The following is a 22,641-nucleotide window of genomic DNA, read 5'->3' as shown; positions in this document are numbered from 1 at the left end:
ATACGATAACGTTCTCGATCCCATCAACAATACTGCCCCGCTTGGGAACTATCATCGGATTAAAGGAAGCCTCCCTGTCCCTAGGAACCGAGATCTCGGATTCCCCAAAAGAGGTCCTTATCTTCTTCTTGGAATGTCCGTTGCGAAAATTGCCGCCATTGGACTTCTGGTGTTTTTCGTAATCAAGGTGGCCGTCCAGCTCATCTTCAAGCATTTTCTCAATGCCCCGCTTTTGGATATCCTTAAGAAAACTGGTAAGCTCATCACCGGTCTTGAACTGCTTAAGGAAATCATCATCAAATAAATCTTCTTTTTTCATAAAGCGCAAAAATTAAAATTAAACAAAAAAATAACGGGGGTCATGACCCCCGTTATTTTTCTATTTACACACTTTATAAGATAGTCCCTTAATCAACAATAAAAATTTAGTTTCTATTTTGCTTTTTTATTGAGACGACCTTCAGCAAGCTTATCCAGTTTGTTGTCGGCGTCATATTCCTCATCCAAAGTGGTTTGAAGCGTATCTGCAATTTCAGTGTGACCAAGCTCCTTGGCGAACCTAACTGCAGTGCCGTATCCAGAAATCTCATAATGTTCTACCCGTTGGGCTTCAGCAATAAGACCAGCATCCATTACTTCACTGCCTTCGGCTTCTTTCATAAAACTTTCGGCCTCTTTAATTAAACCTTCCATAGCTTTGCATGTCTCACCTCCAGGTTTTATTCCCAATTCGTCGCAGATTTCTTCCAAACGTTTACGTTGTTCCTTAGTTTCTTCCAAATGGTCTTCAAAAGCTTTTTTTAGTTTTGAGTCTGAAGCTTTCTTAGCCATTTTGGGCAATGCTTTTATTAACTGTCCTTCTGCGCTGTAAAGATCCTGAAGTTGATGTTCAAAAAGTTCCTTTAAATTTTTCATAGTATATACGTTTTTTGAAGTTAAAATTATAACTCTAAATTAATCCTTGTATCAAGGCAAGAATGTGCTTATCAAATTTATAATTAACTTAAAACGTTATGGTCATAATAATTAATTAGGAGAAATCAATATTCTGTATTTATTTGAAAATCATTTTCTTATCGATTTTTTTTGGTTGGAGAAGGGGATAATTTATAGTTAAATAAATCTGACTTATTCACTGATCAAGTAAAATGTTCAAGGTTTACTTTACTTCTTCCTATACGTTAATGAAATTATTAATAAAGTCCCTAAAATATTCATTTTCAGGTCATTTTAATACCCTTGTAATGATACTGTTCGAGGTGTTAATATCTAACTTAATTTAAAAACTAAAAAATAGTCATGGAAAATTTATTTAAAACCTTTCGGCATACTGTTGCCATCAATTCTGTTTCAGCACGGAAGCTAATATTACTCAGTTATCACAAATAAAAGCGGTGGTTTTTGAGATTGCAGGGGATATTTCCTATTACATAATAGAGAAGATAACCCGCTTAACCTATGGCCTATGACTGATGTTATGAGAGAGTAGCCTTTAGGTAGTTTTAGCATTCTAATATGCGGTCTTTTTAGATAAGTTACAATCCTTTTTGATGTAGTATAATTTTAGAAATTCATTAAAAATCAACGAACTTAGAAGGAGCAGAAACAAAGCTATTATTTCAAATTAAATGCGCTAGTTTATTTATGAATCAAAGTAATTACTCTGCGATTTAGAATTTAACTTTAAGCTGTTAACCTTTAAATGTGTAATTAGTATGGGAAAGATTAAAGATTTCAACGAAGAGGACGAGCTATACGATGAATTTGAAAATCAATCAGAAGATGATTTTGAGAGTGATTACGATGAGCTCGAAGAAAAGTGGTACGATATCGAAGATGAATATCGTAGCCGCTATGCTGATATTACTGATGGCGATGCTGAGGTATCGCCTGGAGAATTTCAGAACACCTTGGCAAAGATTGCCCGTAGGAGAGGAAAGTCTAGCATAGAAATTCAAAATGAAATTGAAAACTGGTAAGTTAAATTACAAGTAGGAAGCTTGGACTGCTCTCTATTTTAGATGGCAGTCCATTTTTTTAACATACAAAATTAGGTAAGATATGGAAATTAGTAAAAAGGAAAAGCAGCCAGTACAACCTGGCAAACAAAACCAAATGAAAAATGCGCCTATAACCATTCGTGATGATTATAAGGGAAGCGAGAAGTTAAAAGATAAAATAGCCATTATAACTGGTGGTGATAGTGGTATTGGAAGAAGTGCCGCAGTACACTTTGCTAGAGAAGGAGCAGACGTGGCTATAGTTTATTTGGAAGAGGACAAAGATGCGGAGGATACCAAACTTGCAATAGAAAGGGAGGGTAGGGAATGCCTATTAATCAAAGGTGATGTAAGGACAGAAAAATTCTGTAAAAATGCCGTAAAGAAGACAGTAGAGAAATTCGGAAAATTGAATATAGTAGTTAATAACGCAGCGGTACAGTTTCCAGAAGATGACATTCAGCATATTACCGCTAAACACCTGCAAAAAACCTTTGAAACCAATATTTATTCCTTCTTTTATCTTGTTCAAGAGGCAATGGATCACCTGACGAAAGATGATGTAATAATAAATACCACCTCCATTACCGCGTACCGGGGCTCCCATCATCTCATAGATTATGCAAGTACTAAGGGCGCAATAGTTTCCTTTACTAGGAGCCTATCGTCATCCCAGGCAAAAAAAGGCATCCGTGTAAACGCGGTGGCACCGGGCCCCATTTGGACACCCCTTATTCCGGCTACCTTTAAAGGAGAAGAACTCGAAGATTTCGGTAAAGATGTGCCTTTGGGACGTCCGGGACAACCATCGGAAGTGGGGCCAGCATATGTTTTCTTGGCTTCCCAAGATAGTAGTTATATGACCGGTCAGGTGTTACATGTAAATGGTGGTGAAATCATTGGTGGATGATTCGGAATTCCAATAGAAATTAAATCCTTATTGTTTAATTTAATAAAAACCGCTGTTCTACTATCCACTAGCATTATATAAATGTAAAAATACCCGTTAATCTAAAATAGATGAAACTGAAAAAATTTTTATTGCCACTAATTTTATTAACCTGTATCCCTATGTTTGGACAATCCATTGAAGGCAATGTGGATAATTTACCAGTACGGGAATATACACTGACGATAAAAGAAGAAACGGTTAACAAGGCAGGAAAGAATGTTGAGGGAATGACCGTAAATGGAACAATCCCCGGGCCAACGCTCCAATTTACGGAAGGGGAATATGCGGTTATTTATGTGAAAAATGAAATGAGCGTTGAAACATCTGTACATTGGCACGGTTTCCTTTTGCCAAATTTTTATGATGGAGTTCCATATTTAACAACACCACCGATAAAACCTGGCACAACTTTTAAATATGAATTTGCTATCAAACAAAATGTTACCTATTGGTATCACTCCCACACCATGTTACAGGAGCAAAGTGGTGTTTTTGGTTCCATTGTAATCCATCCCAAACAGCAAAGATTGGAGTATGACAAAGAATTAGTCTTGATGCTTTCCGATTGGACCAATGAAAAACCGATAAATGTGTTACGAAACCTTAAGCGAGGTAATGAATGGTATCAAATGAAAAAGGGCACCTCAACGCCCTTAAATAGAGTTATGGTAAGAGGTGCCCTTGGGGCACAATTGGATTTCTGGAGGCAACGGATGGAAGGTGCAGATATTGCAGATATTTATTATCCGGCTTTTCTGGTAAATGGTAAAGAAGTTGTTGAATTTCCTGATTTTAAACCTGGCGAGAAAGTGAGATTACGAATTATTAACGGATCCGCTTCCTCACAATTCTGGTTGACATTTGGGGGAGAAACACCAACATTGATTTCTGCCGATGGAATGGACATTGTTCCCGTAAAACGAAACAAAACTTTTATTGCGATTGCAGAAACCTATGATTTTATAACCACCGTTCCAGAAAATGGTAGAATTGAATTCCGCGCTATGGTTCAGGATGGATCCGGTGCTGCCTTGGCATATATAGGAAATGGTAAAACTCTCCCTGCAGAAATTTTATCTAAACCGGATAAAATTGAAATGATGCGGGAAATGGCTAAAATGAAGATGAAAATGGGGGCACACGCGCTTAAGTTTCAACCTTCTAAGGACGAACGATTTAATATGAAAGAAGAATATGGGATGAAAATGGATCATTCCATGATGGAAATGGGTAAGGAGAATGAAAATTTAGAAACGGAACATGCTAATATGCACCATTCCAAAATGAATATGACGAAAGATAACATGGATGTGGATTCACCAACTAGTGAGGGCGGGATGTTTTCAGAATATAATTACGATTATTTAAAGTCACCTGAGAAAACAACGTATGAAAAAAATGCACCAGTTAATGAGATACTATTGAACCTTACTGGAAACATGAGTCGCTATATTTGGAGTATGAATGGGGTGCCGTTGTCTGAAGCGGATAAGATAAAAATTAAAGGTAATCAGGTTACTCGGATGACGTTGAATAATATGACCATGATGCACCATCCAATGCATTTACACGGGCATTTTTTTAGGGTCATTAATAAAAATGGGGAATACTCGCCGTTAAAACATACTGTAAATGTTCCCCCAATGCAGGAGATAACTATTGAATTTTATGGGAACGAATACGGTGATTGGTTTTTCCATTGTCATGTTTTATATCATATGATGGGCGGCATGGCAAGAATAATAAGCTATAACACACCACGTGATATTAGAATGAAACCGTTTCCAGTTTCAAAATTAATCCACGAAACAGATCAATGGTATTCCTGGGGTATGATTGATGTTTCCTCACATAGGGCAGAAGGAACATATATTGCTTCTAATTTTAGAAATCAGGTTACACTTTCAGCCGAATATGGATGGAATGAAAACGTGGAGGCGGAATTTACCTATGAGCGGTATCTACACGATTATTTACGGGTATTTGCAGGTATTAATGTCGAAAACGAGATTGCTGATAGTCTCGATGAAATAAATACAACCGCTCTAGTTGGAGTACGGTACTTAACACCCTATTTATTTAATCTTGACGTTCGTATGGATAGTAAACTACGTCCACAGATTGGTTTAAGCCGTGAAATAATTATTTTTCCCAAAACTGTTATTTTTGGAGAGTACGAGTACCAAGCAGACTTTGGATGGGTAGATAAGCTTCCCTCAGGAGACAATTTTAAGACAGAAGCTTCCTGGAGCGCAGGGATTGAATATTTCTTATCAAAAAACTTTTCAATTATGGGTAGTTATGATAACCGATATGGAGCTGGAGGAGGATTGTCTGCTCGATTTTAAAACTTAACAGACCATTAGACATAATGACGTTGAAATTTATTTCTGAAACTACCGGGATGGAACATATTTTAACAATTACAACTTAGTTATTGTTAAATTTTACTGGATTTCCATTATCTTTACTTCTCCCTTTAACGAGAATCCCGTAAATCTTTGTTCCTTCCTTTAGAACTACAGCTAGAGAATGAGGGTTTCTAATTTAAAAGTTCAAAAACATCTAGAAACATAACATTAGAAAGTATTAGTTCATTATGATTAAGGCTATTATATTTGATTTGGACGGAACCCTTATTCAGACCGAGGTCCTAAAAGCGAGGTCTTATGCAGAGGCAATACATTTGCTAACAAACGAAGTGGTGTCCGTGCAACGGGTGATGGAGAGTTTTAAAGACTATGTAGGTCTTTCCAGAATGGAAGTAGTAGCAGGTGTTGCTAAAGAATACAACACTGAATTAGAGAAACACTTTGGGGAAGGAGATCTTAAGGCCATGCGACAATGGGTTCTAGACAAAAGATTATCTCGATATCGAAATATTCTTGACGATGAAAGTCTTTTAAGGGAGCATTTTTGTCCATTTAATCTGGGACTACTTAACAAACTACACCAGGATAAGTATAAGTTGGTTCTGGCAACTATGTCACATCTCACTGAAGCCAGCAAGATACTTAACATAATGGGGATTGAAGATAAGTTAGATGCCATTTTAACGCGGGACGATGTGGAGCAAGGCAAACCCGATCCAGAGATTTATATCAAGGCAAAATCAATATTGAAGGTTTCATCCGATGAATGTCTCGTGATTGAAGATTCGGTAAATGGAATCAAGGCGGCTTTGAATGCAGGGATGAGGGTGTTTGCAGTAACCAATAACATTACCCGTAAGTCGGTTCATGAATCAAATTTACTTCCAGATACACATATAATAGATGATCTGACAGATCTGGAATCAAGAGTCTATCGGTTTATCAGCAAGTAATTCGTATCCCTTAAGGATGGAGGCTGAGTTACAACCGAATAAAAATACGGGATTGATCTAATTTTTCCTGGGGATAGGTTTCATGGAATAGTTATGGACCCGAAGCGGAGGCACAGTTGATGGCAAAATGAACCTTGGGCGCGTTTTTTTATGAGGTTTCTTTGCTTCAATACGCCTGGTGAAAGCTCCCAGATCATCAATCCCCTTATCGCTATAATGGTAGGATGCAACCATGAACAAGGTAGCAAATTTAATTTTTCCTTCCGTGCCCAGATCTTCTATTTGAGTAGCACTCAAGACTTTTAGGATATAGCATTTAATGATAATGACACAAGCATTGGCAAGAAATATAAGGCGCATGTTATTAGTTTTTTACCGTATTTTGAGTTCGCCAGTAAATAGTAGAGGAGCGGCAGTTTAATTCACGTTAGTAGAACGAATTATAGAGCAGCAATTTGGACATAAAAAAGTTATTACTAAGGAAGGGGAAGGAATACCGTTTGAAGATTTTGTTGCTTTTAAAAAGGTCAAGAAGTTGGTATTTCTGTTCAAAAATTATTATAAAACAACCACATCAATTTAGCATGATATTCCAAGAATTTTATTGGGCTTCTGAATTATCTTTAAAAATTAATTACTTTAGAACGGAATTAATTTTTAGGCAAGGAAATAAGCGAGAAGCAGAGGTATTAGCACAGAGTAAACCAAAATTTTATCTGATATAATAATACTTCTAGGCTATTGAGCATGTAAGAAAATATTGATTATTTTTAGTCGGAATAACTCAATTAATAAAAAATTCACTACGTCATTTAAATTATAATATCATACATGGATAAAACAAATTTACATTTATTACTTGCCGATGATGATTTGGATGACCGTGATTTTTTTACCTATGCCCTGGAGGAGATAAGCTTTCCTGTGATTCTTAATACGGTAAATAATGGTATGGAACTAATGGATTATTTATTATCCGAATTAGCCCAATTTCCTGATGTGATATTTCTTGATCTTAATATGCCTCTAAAATCTGGATTGGAATGTATAGAGGAAATTAAATCTAATGATAAGCTAAGGCATATTCCAATTGTAATTTACTCTACTTCGCGAAATCGAGATGTTGTTAACCAATTGTATGAAATTGGAGCCCATTTTTACATACAAAAACCAAGTACGTTCGCAAAACTCAAAGCGGTAATTAATACCGCGGTCACACTTTTTAAAAACGAAAATTTAGAATACCCAACAAAAGACAATTTCATAATAGAACCCTAAAGTATGGATAGTGGAAAAGTAAAACATAGTTTTTTGGAAGGGGGAGGGGAAATGGGCCATCTTATAAGAACTGTTGATTGGAACAACACTCCTATTGGGGATCCCAACACTTGGCCACAGCCACTTAAGACTATGGTAAGTGTAATGTTAAATAACCCATTTGGAATGTATATTGCTTGGGGTGAAGAATATACTCAGTTATACAATGATGGTTATAGTCCTATTTTGGGCAATTCTAAACATCCTTATGCATTAGGGAGAAGTAGTAGAGAAACCTTTTCCGAGGTCTGGCATATAATTGAATCCATGTTTAAAGGAGTGATGGAAGGTAAACCAATAGGTTTTCCACATTTTATGCTACCCCTCGAAAGAAATGGACGGATAGAAGAATGCTATTTTGATTTCTCATATAGTCCTATAAAATTGGAAAATGGAGTTGTTGGTGGCGTATTGGTAACGGTTATCGAAACCACAGCTAGAAAGAAGGCAATTGAGGACCTAAAGGAAAGTGAAGAAAGGTTTCGCACCATGGCAGAAGGAACCGATATACTTATTGCCACTAGTGATGAAAGTGGAAATGCCACCTATTTTAATAAGGCCTGGATTAACCTAATAGGTAGTCCTATGGATGGGTTATTGAAATCTGGATGGGTAGATTTGATTCATCAGAATGACAGGGAACGATATTTAAATATTTACTGGACGGCATTTGCAAAAAAGGAACCCTTTAAAGGAGAGTTTCGGGTATTAAATAGCAAGGGAGTATCCCGATGGTTACTCTCACAAGGCACGCCCCGTTTTCGTCCCGACGGTAGTTTTGCTGGCTATATAAGTTCATCCATGGACATTACCGAGCAAAAATCGGTAGAGATGGAACTAAAAGAAAGCAGAGAAAAACTACTGTTTGCAATTGATGCAACCGAATTGGGAACTTGGGATTATAACCCTATAACAAATGTTTTATTAACCAATAACCGGTTAAAAGAATGGTTTGGTCTCGATAAAAATAGAAAAAATCAATTTTCAGATGTGGTAAAATTGATTAAAGTAAGCGATAGGGAGATGGTAACCAAGGCATTGCGTAAAGGGCTAAAATATAGTTCAGGAAACCGTTACGATATAACCTTCACTGCACTTAACCCACTTTCAAAAAAAGAAATCGTATTACACGCAAAAGGGAGAGCATCTTTCAATGAAGAAAAAGTCGCATATCGTATAAGCGGCACCTTAGAGGATATCACAGAAAAAGCAATAGTTGAACAAAAACGTCTTGAAACCGAACAACATATTCGTTCCTTAGTTTTGGAATCACCCGTTGGGATAGGTGTCATAAATGCGGATACATTTATCAACGAAATAATTAATGACAGTTTTGCTAAAATTGTGGGTTTACCTTTTGAGGCGATTGAAGGAAAACCTTTTTGGAATACATTTAAAGCGATAAAGAATGCTTATGAAGGTCACTTGAATCGGGTGGTAGAAACAGGCGAACCCTTTTATAGCCCCGAAGTGGAGTTAAACCTGGCTAGGAGCAACAATGAAAATCCAACTTTTCTAACCTTTGTGTTTACCCCTTTAAAAGATGAGAATGGTAAAGTTGTTAAGGTTGCCGTTTGGGTTCTTGATAACACTCCGCAGGTGACTGCACGTAAAAAAATAGCGGTCAGTGAAAATAATTTACGGTTGATGATTTTGCAAGCCCCTGTTGCAATTGCCATATTGCGAGGGACGGATTATGTTGTGGAAATAGCGAATAAGTTTGCTCTCGAAATTTGGGGCCGTACGAGGGATGAAGTTTTGAATTACCCACTTTTTGACTCCATGCCAGAATTACTAACTCAAGGAATAAAGGAACTATTGGACAAGGTAGTAAAATCTGGTAAACGCTTTTCAACCCCAGACATGCCCATAAAATTCACGAAAAACGGGGTCTTGGAAACGGTGTTCATTAACTTTTCTTTTGAGCCGCTTTACGACGCAGAAGGTGTCATTAATGGCACAATGGCAATAGGAGTAGATGTTACACCACAGGTAGAAGCTAGGAGGAAAATAGAGGAAAGTGAGCAAAACATTCGTGCGCTAGTTGAAAGTGCACCTTTTCCCATAGGTGTTTTTGTTGGCGAAGAAATGAGGATAACAATTGCAAACCAATCCATAATGGACGCGTGGGGAAAAGGAAATGATGTAATTGGTAAATCTTATAGCGATATCCTACCCGAATTAGGAAATCAAAAAGTATTTGATCAGATACGGGGGGTTCTCCGTACAGGGATTCCTTTTCAAGCTAAAAATCAAAAAATTGAGTTGGTTAAAAATGGAGAATTACTAACCTTCTATTATAATTATAACTTTACTCCTGTGTTCGATGGAATAGGAAATACCTATGCCGTTATGAATACTGCTGCAGATGTAACAGAATTACATACTGCAAAAAGAAAAGTAGAAAAGGCTCTGGAGGAGATCAAATTATTCAAGTTCATGTCCGATAATGCAGCGGATCCGTTTATACTTATGGATAAAGAGGGAGGTTTTACCTATCTTAATAATATGGCTCTTTACAAATGGGGGTATACTCAGGAAGAAATGGACCGCTTAAAAGTTCCAGATGTAGATGTAATCTTTCATGATAAAAAATACAAGGATGCATTTAAGCGTGCGCAAGGCCAGACCATACCTACTTTTGAAACATTGCACAAAAACAAGCAAGGTAAAATTTATCCGGTAGAAATAAATATGGGTGGAGTACAAGTAGAAGGAAAACCTTTATTGTTCGCCATTGCACGGGATATAACCGAACGTAAGAAAGCTGAGGAAGACGTAATTGGCGCATTTCAAAAAGTAGAGGAAAGTGAGAAAAGATTTCGAGAATCGGTTAAACAGGCACCATTTGGTATCGTTATATTCCGAGGGGCTCAGAATGTGATAGAAATGGTTAATGAAAGTTATCTACAATTAGTTGACAAGACGGAAGAGCAATTTGTAGGAAAACCTCTTTTTGATGTTTTACCGGAAGTAGAGGAAACCATTGCTCCAATTATTACCGACATATATAATACCGGGGAAACGTTCTATGGTTATGAATTTCCGATTGATTTAAATCGCCATGGAACATTAGAGTCTGGTTATTATAATTTTGTTTACCATCCTTTAAAAGAGAACAATAAGATAACTGGCATTATGGTAGTAGCCAATGAAGTAACAGCTACAGTAAAGGCCAAACATCTTATTGAAGAAAATGAAGAAAAACTAAAACTAATAATTGAGGCAAGCGAACTGGGTGTTTTTGATTATAATTTAAAATCTGGTGAGGTTATAGGGTCAGATCGGTATTATGAAATTTTAGGTTTCCCAAATGAAAGAAATCTATCCCATGATGAATTAATTTCCCATCTTCATCCTGATGATTCTGAAATAAGGAAATCGGCTTTTAACAATGCGTTTTCTAATGGTAGTCTACATTATCAGGCTAGGGTGATATGGAGTGATAACTCTATACATTGGATTGACGCAAAAGGCAAGGTTTTTTGTGACAATAATAATGAGCCCGATAGGATTCTTGGTACCATTAGGGATATTACAGAAGAACGAAACTTTCATCATCAATTATTAGAAAGAGAGGAAAAGTTTCGCCTTTTGGCCGATTCTATGCCTCAGCATATCTGGACAGCTGATCCAAATGGCAGATTGAATTATGTAAACCATTCTATTATTGAATATTCCGGATTAAACCTAGAGCAGGTAAGAAAAGATGGATTGTTACAGATTGTGCATCCGGAAGATAAAGAAGAGAACCTTAAACAATGGAAACATGCTATAAATACCGGAGAAGACTTTTTGTTCCAGCATCGGTTTCGCGATAAGGATGGTGAATATAGATGGCAATTAACTCGCGCTTTACCTCAAAAGGATGCCAATGGAGCGATTACAATGTGGGTAGGAACAAGTACTGATATTCAGGATCAAAAAATGTTCACCAATAGGTTAGAAAAAATGGTACAGGAGCGTACCAATGAACTAATACAGAAAAATAGTGACCTAATAAAGGCGAATAAAGAGTTGCAATCTTTTGTATATATCTCTAGCCATGATCTACAAGAGCCCTTACGTAAAATTCAAATTTTTGCATCACACATAATGGAAACGGAACATGCAACATTATCTACTGTTGCACAACGGCAGTTTTTAAGAATGCAGAAATCAGCACATCAGATGCAACAACTTATTCAGGATCTTCTTGCCTATTCAAGGACCAATGTTCAAGAAGCAAAATTTAAAATTGTTGATTTGCTGGCATTGGTAGAGGACATTAAAGAAACTTTACGAGAAGAAATTGACCAGTACAATGTAACATTCGATTTAAAAAACGCATGTCAGGTCAATATAATCCCCGTCCAGTTTAAACAGGCTATGCTTAATTTAATAAGCAATTCAATTAAGTTCAGAAAAGAAAATAAGCCTGTTTTTATAACAATTGATTGTGAACTTCTAGAAGGTAGAGATGTCGAAATTGATTTACTAAATAATGATAAACATTATAATCGCATCCGATTCATTGATAATGGTATTGGTTTTAATCAACAATACAGTGGAAAAATATTTGAAGTATTTCAAAGATTACACATTAAGGAGGAATATAGTGGTACTGGAATCGGCCTTGCGATAGTAAAGAAAATTGTAGAAAATCATGAAGGAGTAATTATTGCAAAAAGTGAATTGAACAAAGGGGCAACTTTTGAAATTTATCTTCCTGTCTAAAATCGGTTTATAATATTGGTAATGAGGTTTACTGAATGGTTCCACGGCGTTCTATATTCTGGAAAGAGGGAAACTGGATCGCATCTGAAGAATAGGTAAAAAATTTGGTTGGTTAAAAGGGGTCACATTCAGTGTCCCCTTTTTTTATGTTTTATCATTTCTTAAAAGCTATAATTCATTTGGAGCAATACATGAGATAGTCCCGAATGGATTAATATATGGATTCTTTTTCTACACATAAGAAAACCACCTACCGCTTCGCGTAAGGTTTAAAGCTTATCAAATCCATCAAATTTCGGACTAACTATATGTTTCCATTCAGGATGTTTCTTTATATATGCAAATACATAAGGGCAAAATGGAAGTAGTACAATATTATTTTCTCTAAGATAATGTAATGTTTTCTCCACAACAGCGCTTGCAGCTCCTTTTCCGGCTAATTCTGGGTCGGTTTCGGTATGGACCAAAGCAATTTGATTGCCAAAATCGCCATAGTTGATGAAAGCATAGTGTCCGTCAATCTCTATTTCGAAACGTTTCCTTGCTTCGTTTTTAACTAAGGGGATATCAATATATTCTGTTTTCATATCTTAAAATAGTTAGGATTAGATTATATTATTTACTATTTGCGTTTCCCAATCTTGGGAATATATTCTTCTATAACGTCCGTCAACCAGCATTGTAAAGACCTAATGGTTAGATGCTTAATCTAAAGTTACTTCTGCCTATCTTTTTTTTTAAACTTTAAAAGGAACTATTCTTTTATTTTTAGATTTATCAGGTAGGTATCCGTTTTTAGGTAATGGTCAACAAACAATTTCCACAGTTTACAATTATATACTACCGCAGTGGTAAAGATTCCTATCTAATATTTTAGACTTAATTTTTAATATGTGCATGATTAATACATCAAATCATATGCGACTGATATATATCATTTCAAAAATAGAATATTCTCTTTATCTTCTTGGTTTCAGAAAAGTTAATATTAAAAACAATAAAATATGCCATTAATCACAAGAAATGAAATTAAGGAACTGGATGAAATTCACAACGAAACCTGTATCTCTATTTTTATACCAACACATCGAGGAGGGGAAAAGGTTTTGGGAGGAACGGATGTCCTTAAGTTAAAGAACCAGTTAAAGGAGGTAAGAAATAAATTAGAAAAGAATAAATTAGGTCCAAGAGATGTAGATAAGTTACTTGCGCCCATTGAAGCACTTTTAGAAGACGGTGATTTCTGGAGGCATCAATCGGATGGACTCGCCATTTTCCGTAGTAAAGATTTTTTTAAAAAATACACCCTTCCGGTATATTTCGAAGAATTTAATTACGTACAAAATGACTTTTACTTAAAGCCATTAATGCCCATGTTTACTGGGGATGGTACTTTTTATGTTTTGGGATTGGAACAACAGTATGTTAAACTATATGAAATGACCCAGCATACCATAACAGATGTGGTTATTGATGACCTTGTTCCATCTAGGCTAGAAGATAAAGTGGGGTATGATCGCGAACCTAATAGCCTTCAGTTCAGAAGTGGCGCAGATTCACAAGGAAGAGCCTTTTATCACGGTCATGCCGAGTCGGATCATGGACATAAAGACGACATAGCGCGATTTTTTAGAGCCATAGACAAAGGTTTAGCGCCGTTACTACGTAATGAAACAGCACCTATGGTGGTGGTTGCTCAAGAGGTTATGTTCCCTATTTATAAACAAGAAAACACGTATAAATACCTAATTGATGATTATATTGATCAAAAGGCCTCTCAAGTGGATAAGGTTCTCTTGCAAGAAATGGCATGGGAAAAAGTGGCTTCTATTTTTGACCGTGAGCGAAAAGATAAATTGGCCCTTTATAAGGAGCAACAGGGTACTGGAAGAACCTCTTCTGGCATGGTAGAAGTACTTCAAAACGCCATAGATGGCAGAGTAGACACGTTATTTGTAGAGAACAGGGCTGATATATTGGGTACTTATGATCCTGATAAGAAGCAAGTTCAGATCCATGATGAAGAAACTTCATCAAGTATATCTTTATTAAACAAAGCAGCCATAAAAACATTTTTAAATGGTGGTACTGTTTATCTCTTGGAAAAAGAGGAAATGCCAAACCCTAATTCTAGGGTTAACGCATTATACCGATATTAAGCATCTTTTAGGATACTCCTATTTTTTCCAAATATTTGGGCCACATAGGTGAAGTATGAATTTCAAGAAAAGTATATAATTGATGTTCATTATTTCTTAAATCAATTACAGAATGTTCTTTTAGGATTAATAAAACTGTCTAAAGTTTTTTCACAAACCATTTAATCAAGTTAACTTAGTAGCATAATAAATTAACATTCATTTAAAAACTTAAATTATGTCAAAAGAAAGCGGAAGCGTATTACTTGCATTATTAACAGGTGCGGCAATCGGTTTGGGCGTTGGTATTTTATATGCTCCTGATGAGGGCAAGAAAACGCGTAAGAAAATTAAACGTAATGTAGAAAAAACATCCCATGACCTTACGGATCGTCTGTCGCATGCCAAACAAGAATTAACGAAAACGGCAACGAAAAAGAAGGATAACTTTGAACGTAAATTGGACAAAGCTATTTCAACAATGAGCTATAAAGCAGATGATATTATTTCTACCTTAGAAAGCAAATTGGAAGATATTAAAAAGCAGAATGCTTAACAATTAACAGAATCCATATGGTTTTTAAGGAAACAGAAAAGGATCTAACAGAGGTTGGGACCAATGTTAGATCCTTTCTTGTAAATGGTGGGGAATAATTGAAACTTAATATTTTTAAGGCGTTAATAGTCCTATATAGGACAATTAACAACAGAGCTACTGGTATATTGTTGGCTTTGTTCTTTCTTTTCTTCGCTGTTTCTTTTAGTATTGGAAAAGCCATAAACAATGATTATCTTGGGTGTATTATTGTAGGGATATGCTATGTAACGGTTGCGATTGTTTGTTATGTATTTCGGAGTAGTCTTACCACGCCCTTATTAAGAAAATTTTCTAAACCATATTTATTTAATCCATGAAAAAGCAATATAGTTCCTTCTCTGAAATTGATGAACAGCTTCGTATTTTAAAGCTGAAAAGGGAAATAGATTCAGAAAACATAAAACTTCATTTGAGTGGTGCCAAGGCCAGTGTCTCGCCTACACGGTTGGTAGGCGAAGCTAACATTAGGTTGCAAAAAAATCTCCTGACCTTTGCTATACAAAAGCTTTCCTTTGTTTCCACTCGCTTAAGAAGTTTTCAGATGAATAGATTAATTTCTCGACTTTTAGAGTAACATAACTTTGAATGGATGGTGAGGAATTATGTTCTCCTAATTTTTTGGAGAACGGATTTTGTATCTATTGGATTCCTTTACGTATCCTGATTGCTCATTTGTTAAGTTCAGGAAATTAATCTAATAATTGCCCTGGAGTTGTAAAATCATAACTCCTAAATTAGCTTTAATTTCACTTCATTAATTTTAGGGTAAATAGGGTAGTAAAATTGTGAATTGTGATCCTCCCTCGGCATTGTCCTTTTTTAGAATATGGCCGTGATGTAGATCTACAATTTTTTTACAATAAGCCAGTCCCAAGCCCTTTCCGCTTTCAACATGAAATTTTTGTAGAAGTCCAAATGCGTTGTCCTGACCGTAATTTGGGAATCCCATGGAATTGTCTTTGACCCGTATTTGAATAAAGTCGGTATACCGGTAGGCGTCCTGAACTGTCTTGTAGTAATTTTCTTTGATCAACTCCGATGAAATTTCGATTTTTAAAGGTGTATCCTCTATTCGGAACCGGTATGCGTTAGCCATAAGCTCTCTCATCACCCAGGTTAATCTAGGTATATCTCCGCGAACTTCCTTCACTCTCAATTTGGAAAAATCTGGCTGAATCTCTGGGATATTCAGTTTTGAAACGGCCGCTTGAATCATTTCTTCCAAGTTTCCTGATGTGAATTTGTTCATCCTTTTTTCTAAAGAATGGTAGCGCTGTAATTTCATTAATAAATCCCGGGAATATAACGATAAGTCCTGAAGTTTATTAAGATAAAAGCTAAATTTTTCCCCATCCTTTTTTTTCTCCGTTTTTCCCTCAAGGATACCTGCAAATAACTGTATTTTACGTAGCGGTTCCTGCATATCATGAGATAGGACCTTATTAAACTCCACGTGCTGCTGATTAATACGTTTTAATTCTCTTAATTGTTGTTCCAATAATTCCTGATGTCTTTCCAACTCAGACTTCATTTTTAACAACAAAGCGTTCTCCTTAAGTGCCTTTTCTGCAGCTTGCTTGGCCTCCAGAATTCCTTTTTCATACTTATTTCGTTTGGCCATATGAAGACCTACGGCATGGACGGTGTGCATTTGAGAATTGTCGCTTAATACCATATTCATTAGAACTGGATATTCTTTTCCCGATTTGGAACTAAGGGATAGAAATAATTCATCTACCTTACCCTGCATCATCAACATAGGTAGAAAATGTGTCTTGTAGAAAATCCTACTACCGCCGGTCAACAGGTCTTCAAACCTTATGTGATCAATAACTTCTTTTCCATCATATTCCAAATGGGTAAGCATCAAGTGGTTTATATGTGTTAGGTAACCATCTACTGAAAAAGAAAAAATATAGCAAGGGAGATCAAAATTCACAGATACAATTTAATCAATGGTTTAACTAGATAAGCGTACCTTCATTCTGCAGATATTGCTGGATGCATGTAATAGTTTCTTCAGGATGGCTCATATGTGGGCAATGTCCGGTTGCCTTCATATGTTGTATAACACTGTTCCTTAAGTTATCCTGAACATACGCACCTACTTCTTCCCCAGCAATATCATCATTAGTACATTGAAGAATTAGGCTCGGAATTTGCACTTTGGGAAGGTCTTCTCTATTGTCCGAAAAAAAAGTTACTTTGGCGAAATTGCCTGTAATCTCCTTATCCATGGAACAGAAGCTTTCTTCAAGCTCTTCGACAAGTTCTGGTCTTTCGGTGTTTTTCATCACCACGGGTGCCAGAAAACTCGCCCAACCAACATAATTATTTTCCATGACCTCCATAAGGCCTTGCAAATCCTTTTCTTCAAAGCCGCCTATATATCCAGGTTTATTAATATAACATGGAGAAGGACAAACTAGTATTAACGAACGGAATAATTCCGGTTGTTGAATGGAGGCGATCATACCGATCATGGAACTTACGGAATGCCCCACTAAAATTATATTTTTTAGGTTTAGAACATTACAAATTTCAAGAATGTCTTGGGCGTAACCGTGTAGAGAGCCGTAGCGATCTTCGTTATATTGTCCAATATCCGATTTGCCGCAGCCTACATAATCGAACAAAACCAATTTATAATCCTCTTCAAAAGCGGGAGTAATATATCGCCACATCACTTGATCGCAGCCAAAGCCATGTGCAAACATGATAACCTGGGTTCCCTTTCCAATTATATTTACATTATTTCTTTTTAAAATATCCATGCATTTTCATTTGGGTTAAAGATAGATAAATGCGCAAATTTTTTAGTTCAATTTAAAGGAAATGTCCAGAAGTTGTGGAACCATAGGACAACTAAGAGTAAGTGTAAAAGAGTGGGATATCATTAATTTGAGGTCATTAGTCAGCAGTGGAGGATATAATGCATCTGCAGAAGTAAAAATGCTGCTGGTTAAATGGTTTCTACTCTAGGAAGTACCTTTCGAATTTAAGAGAGTATGGGGATTAAGGGACAAATCCTTAAATTTTATGGATGTTTTATAATTAAACCTACTTGGAAATGGAGCTGTGCGAATAGGGGAGAGGATAGTTTGTTTCGAGAGTAAATTGAGGAGGAGTTAATTAATATTAATCAAATATTATTTTAGACTTTATTTTGATGATCACGAGTGGGATCTTTACTGGGTAGTTGTATCAGTAGGGTAATCCAATATACTAAAGAATCCATCACCGTTGCAGCTGAATCGGGTTTTCCCTTTTCGAAGAAAGAAGAACTGTAGGTTAACTTTTAAGTAGCTGATGTGCAGTGAATTATGTGTTGTATTTTTTTTACACATCGAATTACGCTCTTGCTTCCTAAAATAGCACTTAAATTTCTTATAATGAGTAGTTTACATGGGCGAAACTTCTGATTGAGTTTAATATTTTCTAATTTTAAAACATTTATATAAAATTAATTTGATCAAAACCATAATATTAGGTTTAACAAATATTTGTCAAGTTTAATGTGGCTTCTCGGGTTCGAAAGCAAATCTGTTACAACGAGATTAACATAGTGTGTTGCCTATCATATTGTACAATGAATCGAGCGTTGAGGGAGGATTTGATAGCCTTATTAATTGATGATAAATAGGATTATGAAAGTATCATTTTTAATATTTAACTGTAAGGTGTTTAAGTTAGGGTAATAGGTGTTGGACTTTTTAGAGATTTCAGCATATTTCTAAACCTGTCAACATAGTCATATTACTATCTTGAATCTTCTAAACCTAGCTTCCCGCGAAGATCAACCTTCGCATGTAAAGACATTTCATTTAATAAAGCTTTTTTATGGTAATTTTATATCTGGTAGTTTAGGGTTAATAAGAATAATCAATTACTATTGTGCTTATTCAAATATTTATTTTTTATTTTTCAAAAGGATAAATTAGGGTTTTATTCCAAAATCAAATATTACATTAAAGCGTTCATAACAATTGTATTTATCTAAGAATTTTTAAAAGTTGTGATCTAGTCTAATTTTTTTACTAATGTTGAAAGCCTAAAAAACATACCGCTCTTATAATTGTAATACATTTTATTAATTATAAAAATTGTGATCCAATTTTGTAGTTCGGAAAAGGCATGTGTATATTTATAATCTTATAGGTAATTTATCCCCCTCCATGTATTGTAGATTCTGCTTCCTATTTGTACTCATAATTGTTTCATGTTCTTCTCCCGAGAGACCTGATATCGTTTTTGATGATTTTGAAAGTGGAAGTTACGAAAACTGGAATAAATTAGGTGTCGCATTTAATTCACCATCTAGGCTAGATTCGATTACCGAACCAATTGAAAATGTACAAGGTTATTTATTTGCATTTTCGAATTTCCAAGGATCAGGAGAAAGTTTGGGTCAGGGGAAATTAGTTTCAGATAACTTTATTATAGACCGAAGATATATCCGTTTTTTAATTGCAGGGGGCAATCACGAAACAAGAGAATGTATAAATCTTATCGTTAATAATAAAGTTGTAAGGACTGCATCAGGAAATAATGATCATATTTTAAGGGAAATTACGTGGGATGTTAGTGATTTGCAGGGTGAGAATGCAATAATAGAAATTGTGGATGCATTGGCATCAACTTTCGAACAGAATTCCTTAGGTCATATAATTGTTGATAATATTGTTTTCAGTGATTCTAAAAACTCCCAAGAAATAGTATTTGAGAATTTTGAAAGTGGTAATTATAATAATTGGACAGTGGAAGGTGATGCGTTTGAGGTACCTCGGAATAGGATCAATGTTTATTATCCTATTACAGTAAATGGGTTTAATGGGGAGTATTTTGCCTTTTCTTTCGGCGAGACACATGATTCTAAACAGGGCAGTCTCATTTCAAAAACATTTGAAATCACCCATGATAGGATTAAGTTCTTGATCGGTGGGGGAGGTCATAAAGGTAAAACCTGTATTAATTTGGTGGTAAGAGATTCGGTTGTTTTTTCTCAAGTTGGTCAAAATGACGGAGAGATGCGATGGCATCAATGGGATGTAACGCCTTTTATAGGACAGAACGCAAAAATTGAGATTGTAGATCATTATTCTGGAGGATGGGGGCATATAATGGTTGATGATATTATTTTTTTTAACAGTGAGAAAAGAAATGGTATCTGGTTTTTTATTGGATTAGTTCTTTTGGTATTACCTGTACTATATTTTTTAGTTAAGTTTAATAGATCCCAGAAAACACGAAACGAAAAGGTTGATATAAGTGATGAAGAAATAGATGGGTTTAAAAAATTAAAGAAGTCTATCGAAACCTCTAAAGTCTATAAGGAACATAACCCTAGCATAAAGCAAATTGTAGAAATCACGGGTATAGGCGAAAATGACATCAACTATTTATTTGAAAAAGTTGGAAACACTTCGATATCCCACTTCATTAATTATTTAAGGGTTGAAGAATTTAAAAGGCAATTAAACGACCCATTAAATGAAGCTTATACGATGATGTATATTGCGGAGAGTAGTGGTTTTAAATCTAAAACTTCGTTCTACAGGACATTTAAATCAATAGCTAATTGCACACCTTCTGAATACAAAAAGAGTTTAGATAAAACTGATTAATGTATTTTAATTGAAAGTCCCAGACTATACATCTTAATCAATTTCCCTTCTTTCTCTAGATCAAACCAATTTGCAATAGGAACAATCTTCGAAGAATATCGTGATAGTTTTTTAAATATTATTTTGACGAAGTTTTCTATTTTACTCATGGAAGTGTCCTAATATAGGGTATTGGGACGTCCCATTAATCTTTTTGGGACAAAATTAATGCTCAAAACTAAATGTTTTTCTATCAGAAACTTAATTTCGAGAAGTCAATCTAAAAAAGGTGGTTATAAATCATGTTGTTTTCAGCGCTGCTTAAGCCAGTACATTTATAATTGGCCTCATGGTTCATCGATAATGGAAAGGGGGGGGATTCATAATTTTAAATATTATTGGGTAATATAAAATCTAATAAGCTATGCACCACCCCTATTCTTTCTAATTTATAGGTTGGTATTTAAAGATAAATGATAATGAATTTATAAAAGTCAGATATGGAAATGAATTTGAATTTGAGCCAGAAAAGTAATTTAGATAATAAGATTAATAATTGGATAGAACAGATTTATACTAACAAAAAACGCCAATGGATTAAAAAAATCTTATTCGTGATTCTTACTACTTTAGGAACTCTAAGTAGTATTGCGCAATCAACTAGCGCTACAGTCTCTCTTTTTGATGGAGCCACCTTGGCGGGTTGGGAAGTAGTAAACAAGGAAAACGAAAAATACTGGTCCGTGGTGGATAGTGTTATAACCGGTGGCGATGGCATTTCCAGTATTCCTGTGAACACCTACTTAAGGACTTCTGATAGTTATGAGGATTTTGAGTTTCGAGCCCTTTTTCGCCTTACAGGAGATCATAGTTCTGGTTTGATCAACAGCGGTATCCAATATCGTTCTATTATAGAGGGGAATAATATCATTGGATATCAAGCGGATATTGGAAAAGGGTATTGGGGAGATATCTATGATGAGCACCGTCGCGCTAAACTTATTGGAGGGGACCTAAGTACATTACAACACCTACTAAAAGAAGATGGCTGGAATAGTTATATTATCAGGTGCATCGGGAACAAACACGAACTGTATATCAATGGGGTGAAGACTACGGAATATATAGAAAAGGACCCCGAAATTCCGTCAAAAGGAGTAATAGGTATCCAATTGCACAGTGGCGGAAATGCCAAAATCGAATTTAAACACATAACTATTACTAGGCTTTAATTTAATCAGCAACATTCAAATAATACACATGAAATTAAAAAAGTTACTGCTAATATATGGCTTTGCAATAGTCTTATTAAACTTAGGATGTAAGGAGAATGCATCTTTGTCTGAAGCTACGGATGTTGAAGGGACTGAATACCCGGATTACAACCGTAAGACTCAGTCCTCAAGGACGGAACTGTATACTCCAGAAAAAGAATTGGCCGGATTCCAAGTTCCTGAAGGCTTTGTAGTAGAATTGGTAGCTAGTGAAAGGGATGGTATAGTTAATCCTATACACATGGCATTTGATGATTCTGGTAGGTTGTGGACACAAACTGCAGCGATGTATCCTTTAGATCCAGTATCCGACATAGGTTGGCAAGAACTACTAAAGCTCATGGATAATCCTGAGGCACAGGAGAAGGATCCCAATTTTAAAAGAATTTTTGACCTTTATCGAGGTAAGACTAAGGGCGACGATAAAATATTGGTGCTTTCAGGTCTTTATGATAAGGGGAATGCTTCAGTTAATACGTGGGCAGACGGACTTGCCATACCCCAAAGTGTATTGCCATATAAAAATGGTGTTTATGTGGCCCAAGGTTCCGAACTATTTTTCTTGGAGGATACAAATAACGATGGAAAGGCTGACAAACGTACTCCTTTGCTCACGGGATTCGGTATCACCGATACACATACCATGGCCCATGTACTGGTCCGTGGTCCAGGTGATTGGATTCATTTTAGTCACGGGGCATTGAACAAAGGAAAGGTG

General features: G+C 35.8%; 18 protein-coding genes. 12 read left to right on the top strand and 6 right to left on the bottom strand.

Going from position 1 to position 22,641, the window contains the following annotated elements:
- The coding region (locus G466_RS0118105; RefSeq protein WP_026814894.1) for a transposase at positions 1-319 on the bottom strand (319 nt) is incomplete at its 3' end.
- 113 nt (positions 320-432) lie between these two features.
- Complete coding sequence (locus G466_RS0118100) at positions 433-915, bottom strand: YciE/YciF ferroxidase family protein (RefSeq protein WP_026814893.1); 483 nt, start codon at positions 913-915, stop codon at positions 433-435.
- 800 nt (positions 916-1,715) lie between these two features.
- Here G466_RS0118100 and G466_RS22605 point away from each other — a divergent pair.
- The 4 genes from G466_RS22605 (at position 1,716) to G466_RS23335 (ending at position 6,277) form a co-directional block, all read left to right on the top strand.
- Entirely contained in the window at positions 1,716-1,979 is a 264-nt protein-coding gene (locus G466_RS22605) for a hypothetical protein (RefSeq protein ID WP_051315758.1), read from the top strand.
- A gap of 82 nt (positions 1,980-2,061) precedes the next feature.
- Positions 2,062-2,910, top strand: a complete 849-nt coding sequence (locus tag G466_RS0118090) for an SDR family oxidoreductase (RefSeq protein WP_051315757.1) — start codon at positions 2,062-2,064, stop codon at positions 2,908-2,910.
- Between the two features lie 110 nt (positions 2,911-3,020).
- Positions 3,021-5,300, top strand: a complete 2,280-nt coding sequence (locus G466_RS0118085; protein WP_026814891.1) for a multicopper oxidase domain-containing protein — start codon at positions 3,021-3,023, stop codon at positions 5,298-5,300.
- Between the two features lie 251 nt (positions 5,301-5,551).
- Positions 5,552-6,277 (top strand): HAD family hydrolase, encoded by a 726-nt coding sequence (locus tag G466_RS23335; protein ID WP_051315756.1) that lies wholly within the window; start codon positions 5,552-5,554, stop codon positions 6,275-6,277.
- Positions 6,278-6,334: 57 nt separating this feature from the next.
- Here G466_RS23335 and G466_RS0118075 read toward each other — a convergent pair whose 3' ends face one another.
- A complete protein-coding gene (locus tag G466_RS0118075) occupies positions 6,335-6,637 on the bottom strand; it encodes a hypothetical protein (protein WP_026814890.1) in 303 nt (100 codons plus the stop codon).
- 471 nt (positions 6,638-7,108) lie between these two features.
- Between G466_RS0118075 and G466_RS0118065 the strand changes: the two genes are divergently transcribed.
- On the top strand, positions 7,109-7,555 hold the full coding sequence (locus G466_RS0118065; RefSeq protein ID WP_026814889.1) for a response regulator: 447 nt from the start codon (positions 7,109-7,111) through the stop codon (positions 7,553-7,555).
- Between the two features lie 3 nt (positions 7,556-7,558).
- Positions 7,559-12,310, top strand: a complete 4,752-nt coding sequence (locus tag G466_RS23330) for a PAS domain-containing sensor histidine kinase (protein WP_026814888.1) — start codon at positions 7,559-7,561, stop codon at positions 12,308-12,310.
- Positions 12,311-12,579: 269 nt separating this feature from the next.
- Here G466_RS23330 and G466_RS0118055 read toward each other — a convergent pair whose 3' ends face one another.
- Complete coding sequence (locus G466_RS0118055; protein ID WP_026814887.1) at positions 12,580-12,897, bottom strand: GNAT family N-acetyltransferase; 318 nt, start codon at positions 12,895-12,897, stop codon at positions 12,580-12,582.
- A 417-nt stretch (positions 12,898-13,314) separates the two neighbouring features.
- Between G466_RS0118055 and G466_RS0118050 the strand changes: the two genes are divergently transcribed.
- The 3 genes from G466_RS0118050 to G466_RS22590 all read left to right on the top strand — a co-directional run bounded on the left by G466_RS0118050 (position 13,315) and on the right by G466_RS22590 (position 15,620).
- A complete protein-coding gene (locus tag G466_RS0118050) occupies positions 13,315-14,469 on the top strand; it encodes a baeRF7 domain-containing protein (protein ID WP_026814886.1) in 1,155 nt (384 codons plus the stop codon).
- Positions 14,470-14,686: 217 nt separating this feature from the next.
- Entirely contained in the window at positions 14,687-15,004 is a 318-nt protein-coding gene (locus G466_RS0118045) for a YtxH domain-containing protein (RefSeq protein ID WP_026814885.1), read from the top strand.
- Positions 15,005-15,359: 355 nt separating this feature from the next.
- On the top strand, positions 15,360-15,620 hold the full coding sequence (locus G466_RS22590) for a DUF6327 family protein (RefSeq protein ID WP_051315755.1): 261 nt from the start codon (positions 15,360-15,362) through the stop codon (positions 15,618-15,620).
- Between the two features lie 186 nt (positions 15,621-15,806).
- On the opposite strand, the gene G466_RS0118030 is transcribed toward G466_RS22590, so the two are convergent.
- Positions 15,807-16,985 (bottom strand): sensor histidine kinase, encoded by a 1,179-nt coding sequence (locus tag G466_RS0118030; protein WP_157374008.1) that lies wholly within the window; start codon positions 16,983-16,985, stop codon positions 15,807-15,809.
- Positions 16,986-17,010: 25 nt separating this feature from the next.
- Complete coding sequence (locus G466_RS0118025) at positions 17,011-17,820, bottom strand: alpha/beta fold hydrolase (RefSeq protein WP_026814882.1); 810 nt, start codon at positions 17,818-17,820, stop codon at positions 17,011-17,013.
- A 1,401-nt stretch (positions 17,821-19,221) separates the two neighbouring features.
- Here G466_RS0118025 and G466_RS0118020 point away from each other — a divergent pair.
- The 3 genes from G466_RS0118020 to G466_RS22585 form a co-directional block, all read left to right on the top strand.
- Complete coding sequence (locus tag G466_RS0118020) at positions 19,222-20,670, top strand: helix-turn-helix domain-containing protein (protein ID WP_026814881.1); 1,449 nt, start codon at positions 19,222-19,224, stop codon at positions 20,668-20,670.
- Between the two features lie 479 nt (positions 20,671-21,149).
- The gene (locus tag G466_RS0118010) at positions 21,150-21,881 is read left to right on the top strand and encodes a 3-keto-disaccharide hydrolase (RefSeq protein ID WP_205622057.1); all 732 of its coding nucleotides are present in this window, start codon (positions 21,150-21,152) and stop codon (positions 21,879-21,881) included.
- Between the two features lie 28 nt (positions 21,882-21,909).
- Positions 21,910-22,641 (top strand): DUF7133 domain-containing protein (locus tag G466_RS22585; protein WP_034236114.1); only part of this gene is annotated, 732 nt, incomplete at its 3' end.

Origin of the sequence: Arenibacter certesii DSM 19833 (assembly GCF_000429545.1) — a bacterium.
In the GTDB taxonomy this organism is placed as follows: Bacteria; Bacteroidota; Bacteroidia; order Flavobacteriales; family Flavobacteriaceae; genus Arenibacter; species Arenibacter certesii.
Note: the sequence above shows the minus strand (reverse complement) of the source record. Positions and strands in the feature narration are given on the sequence as shown.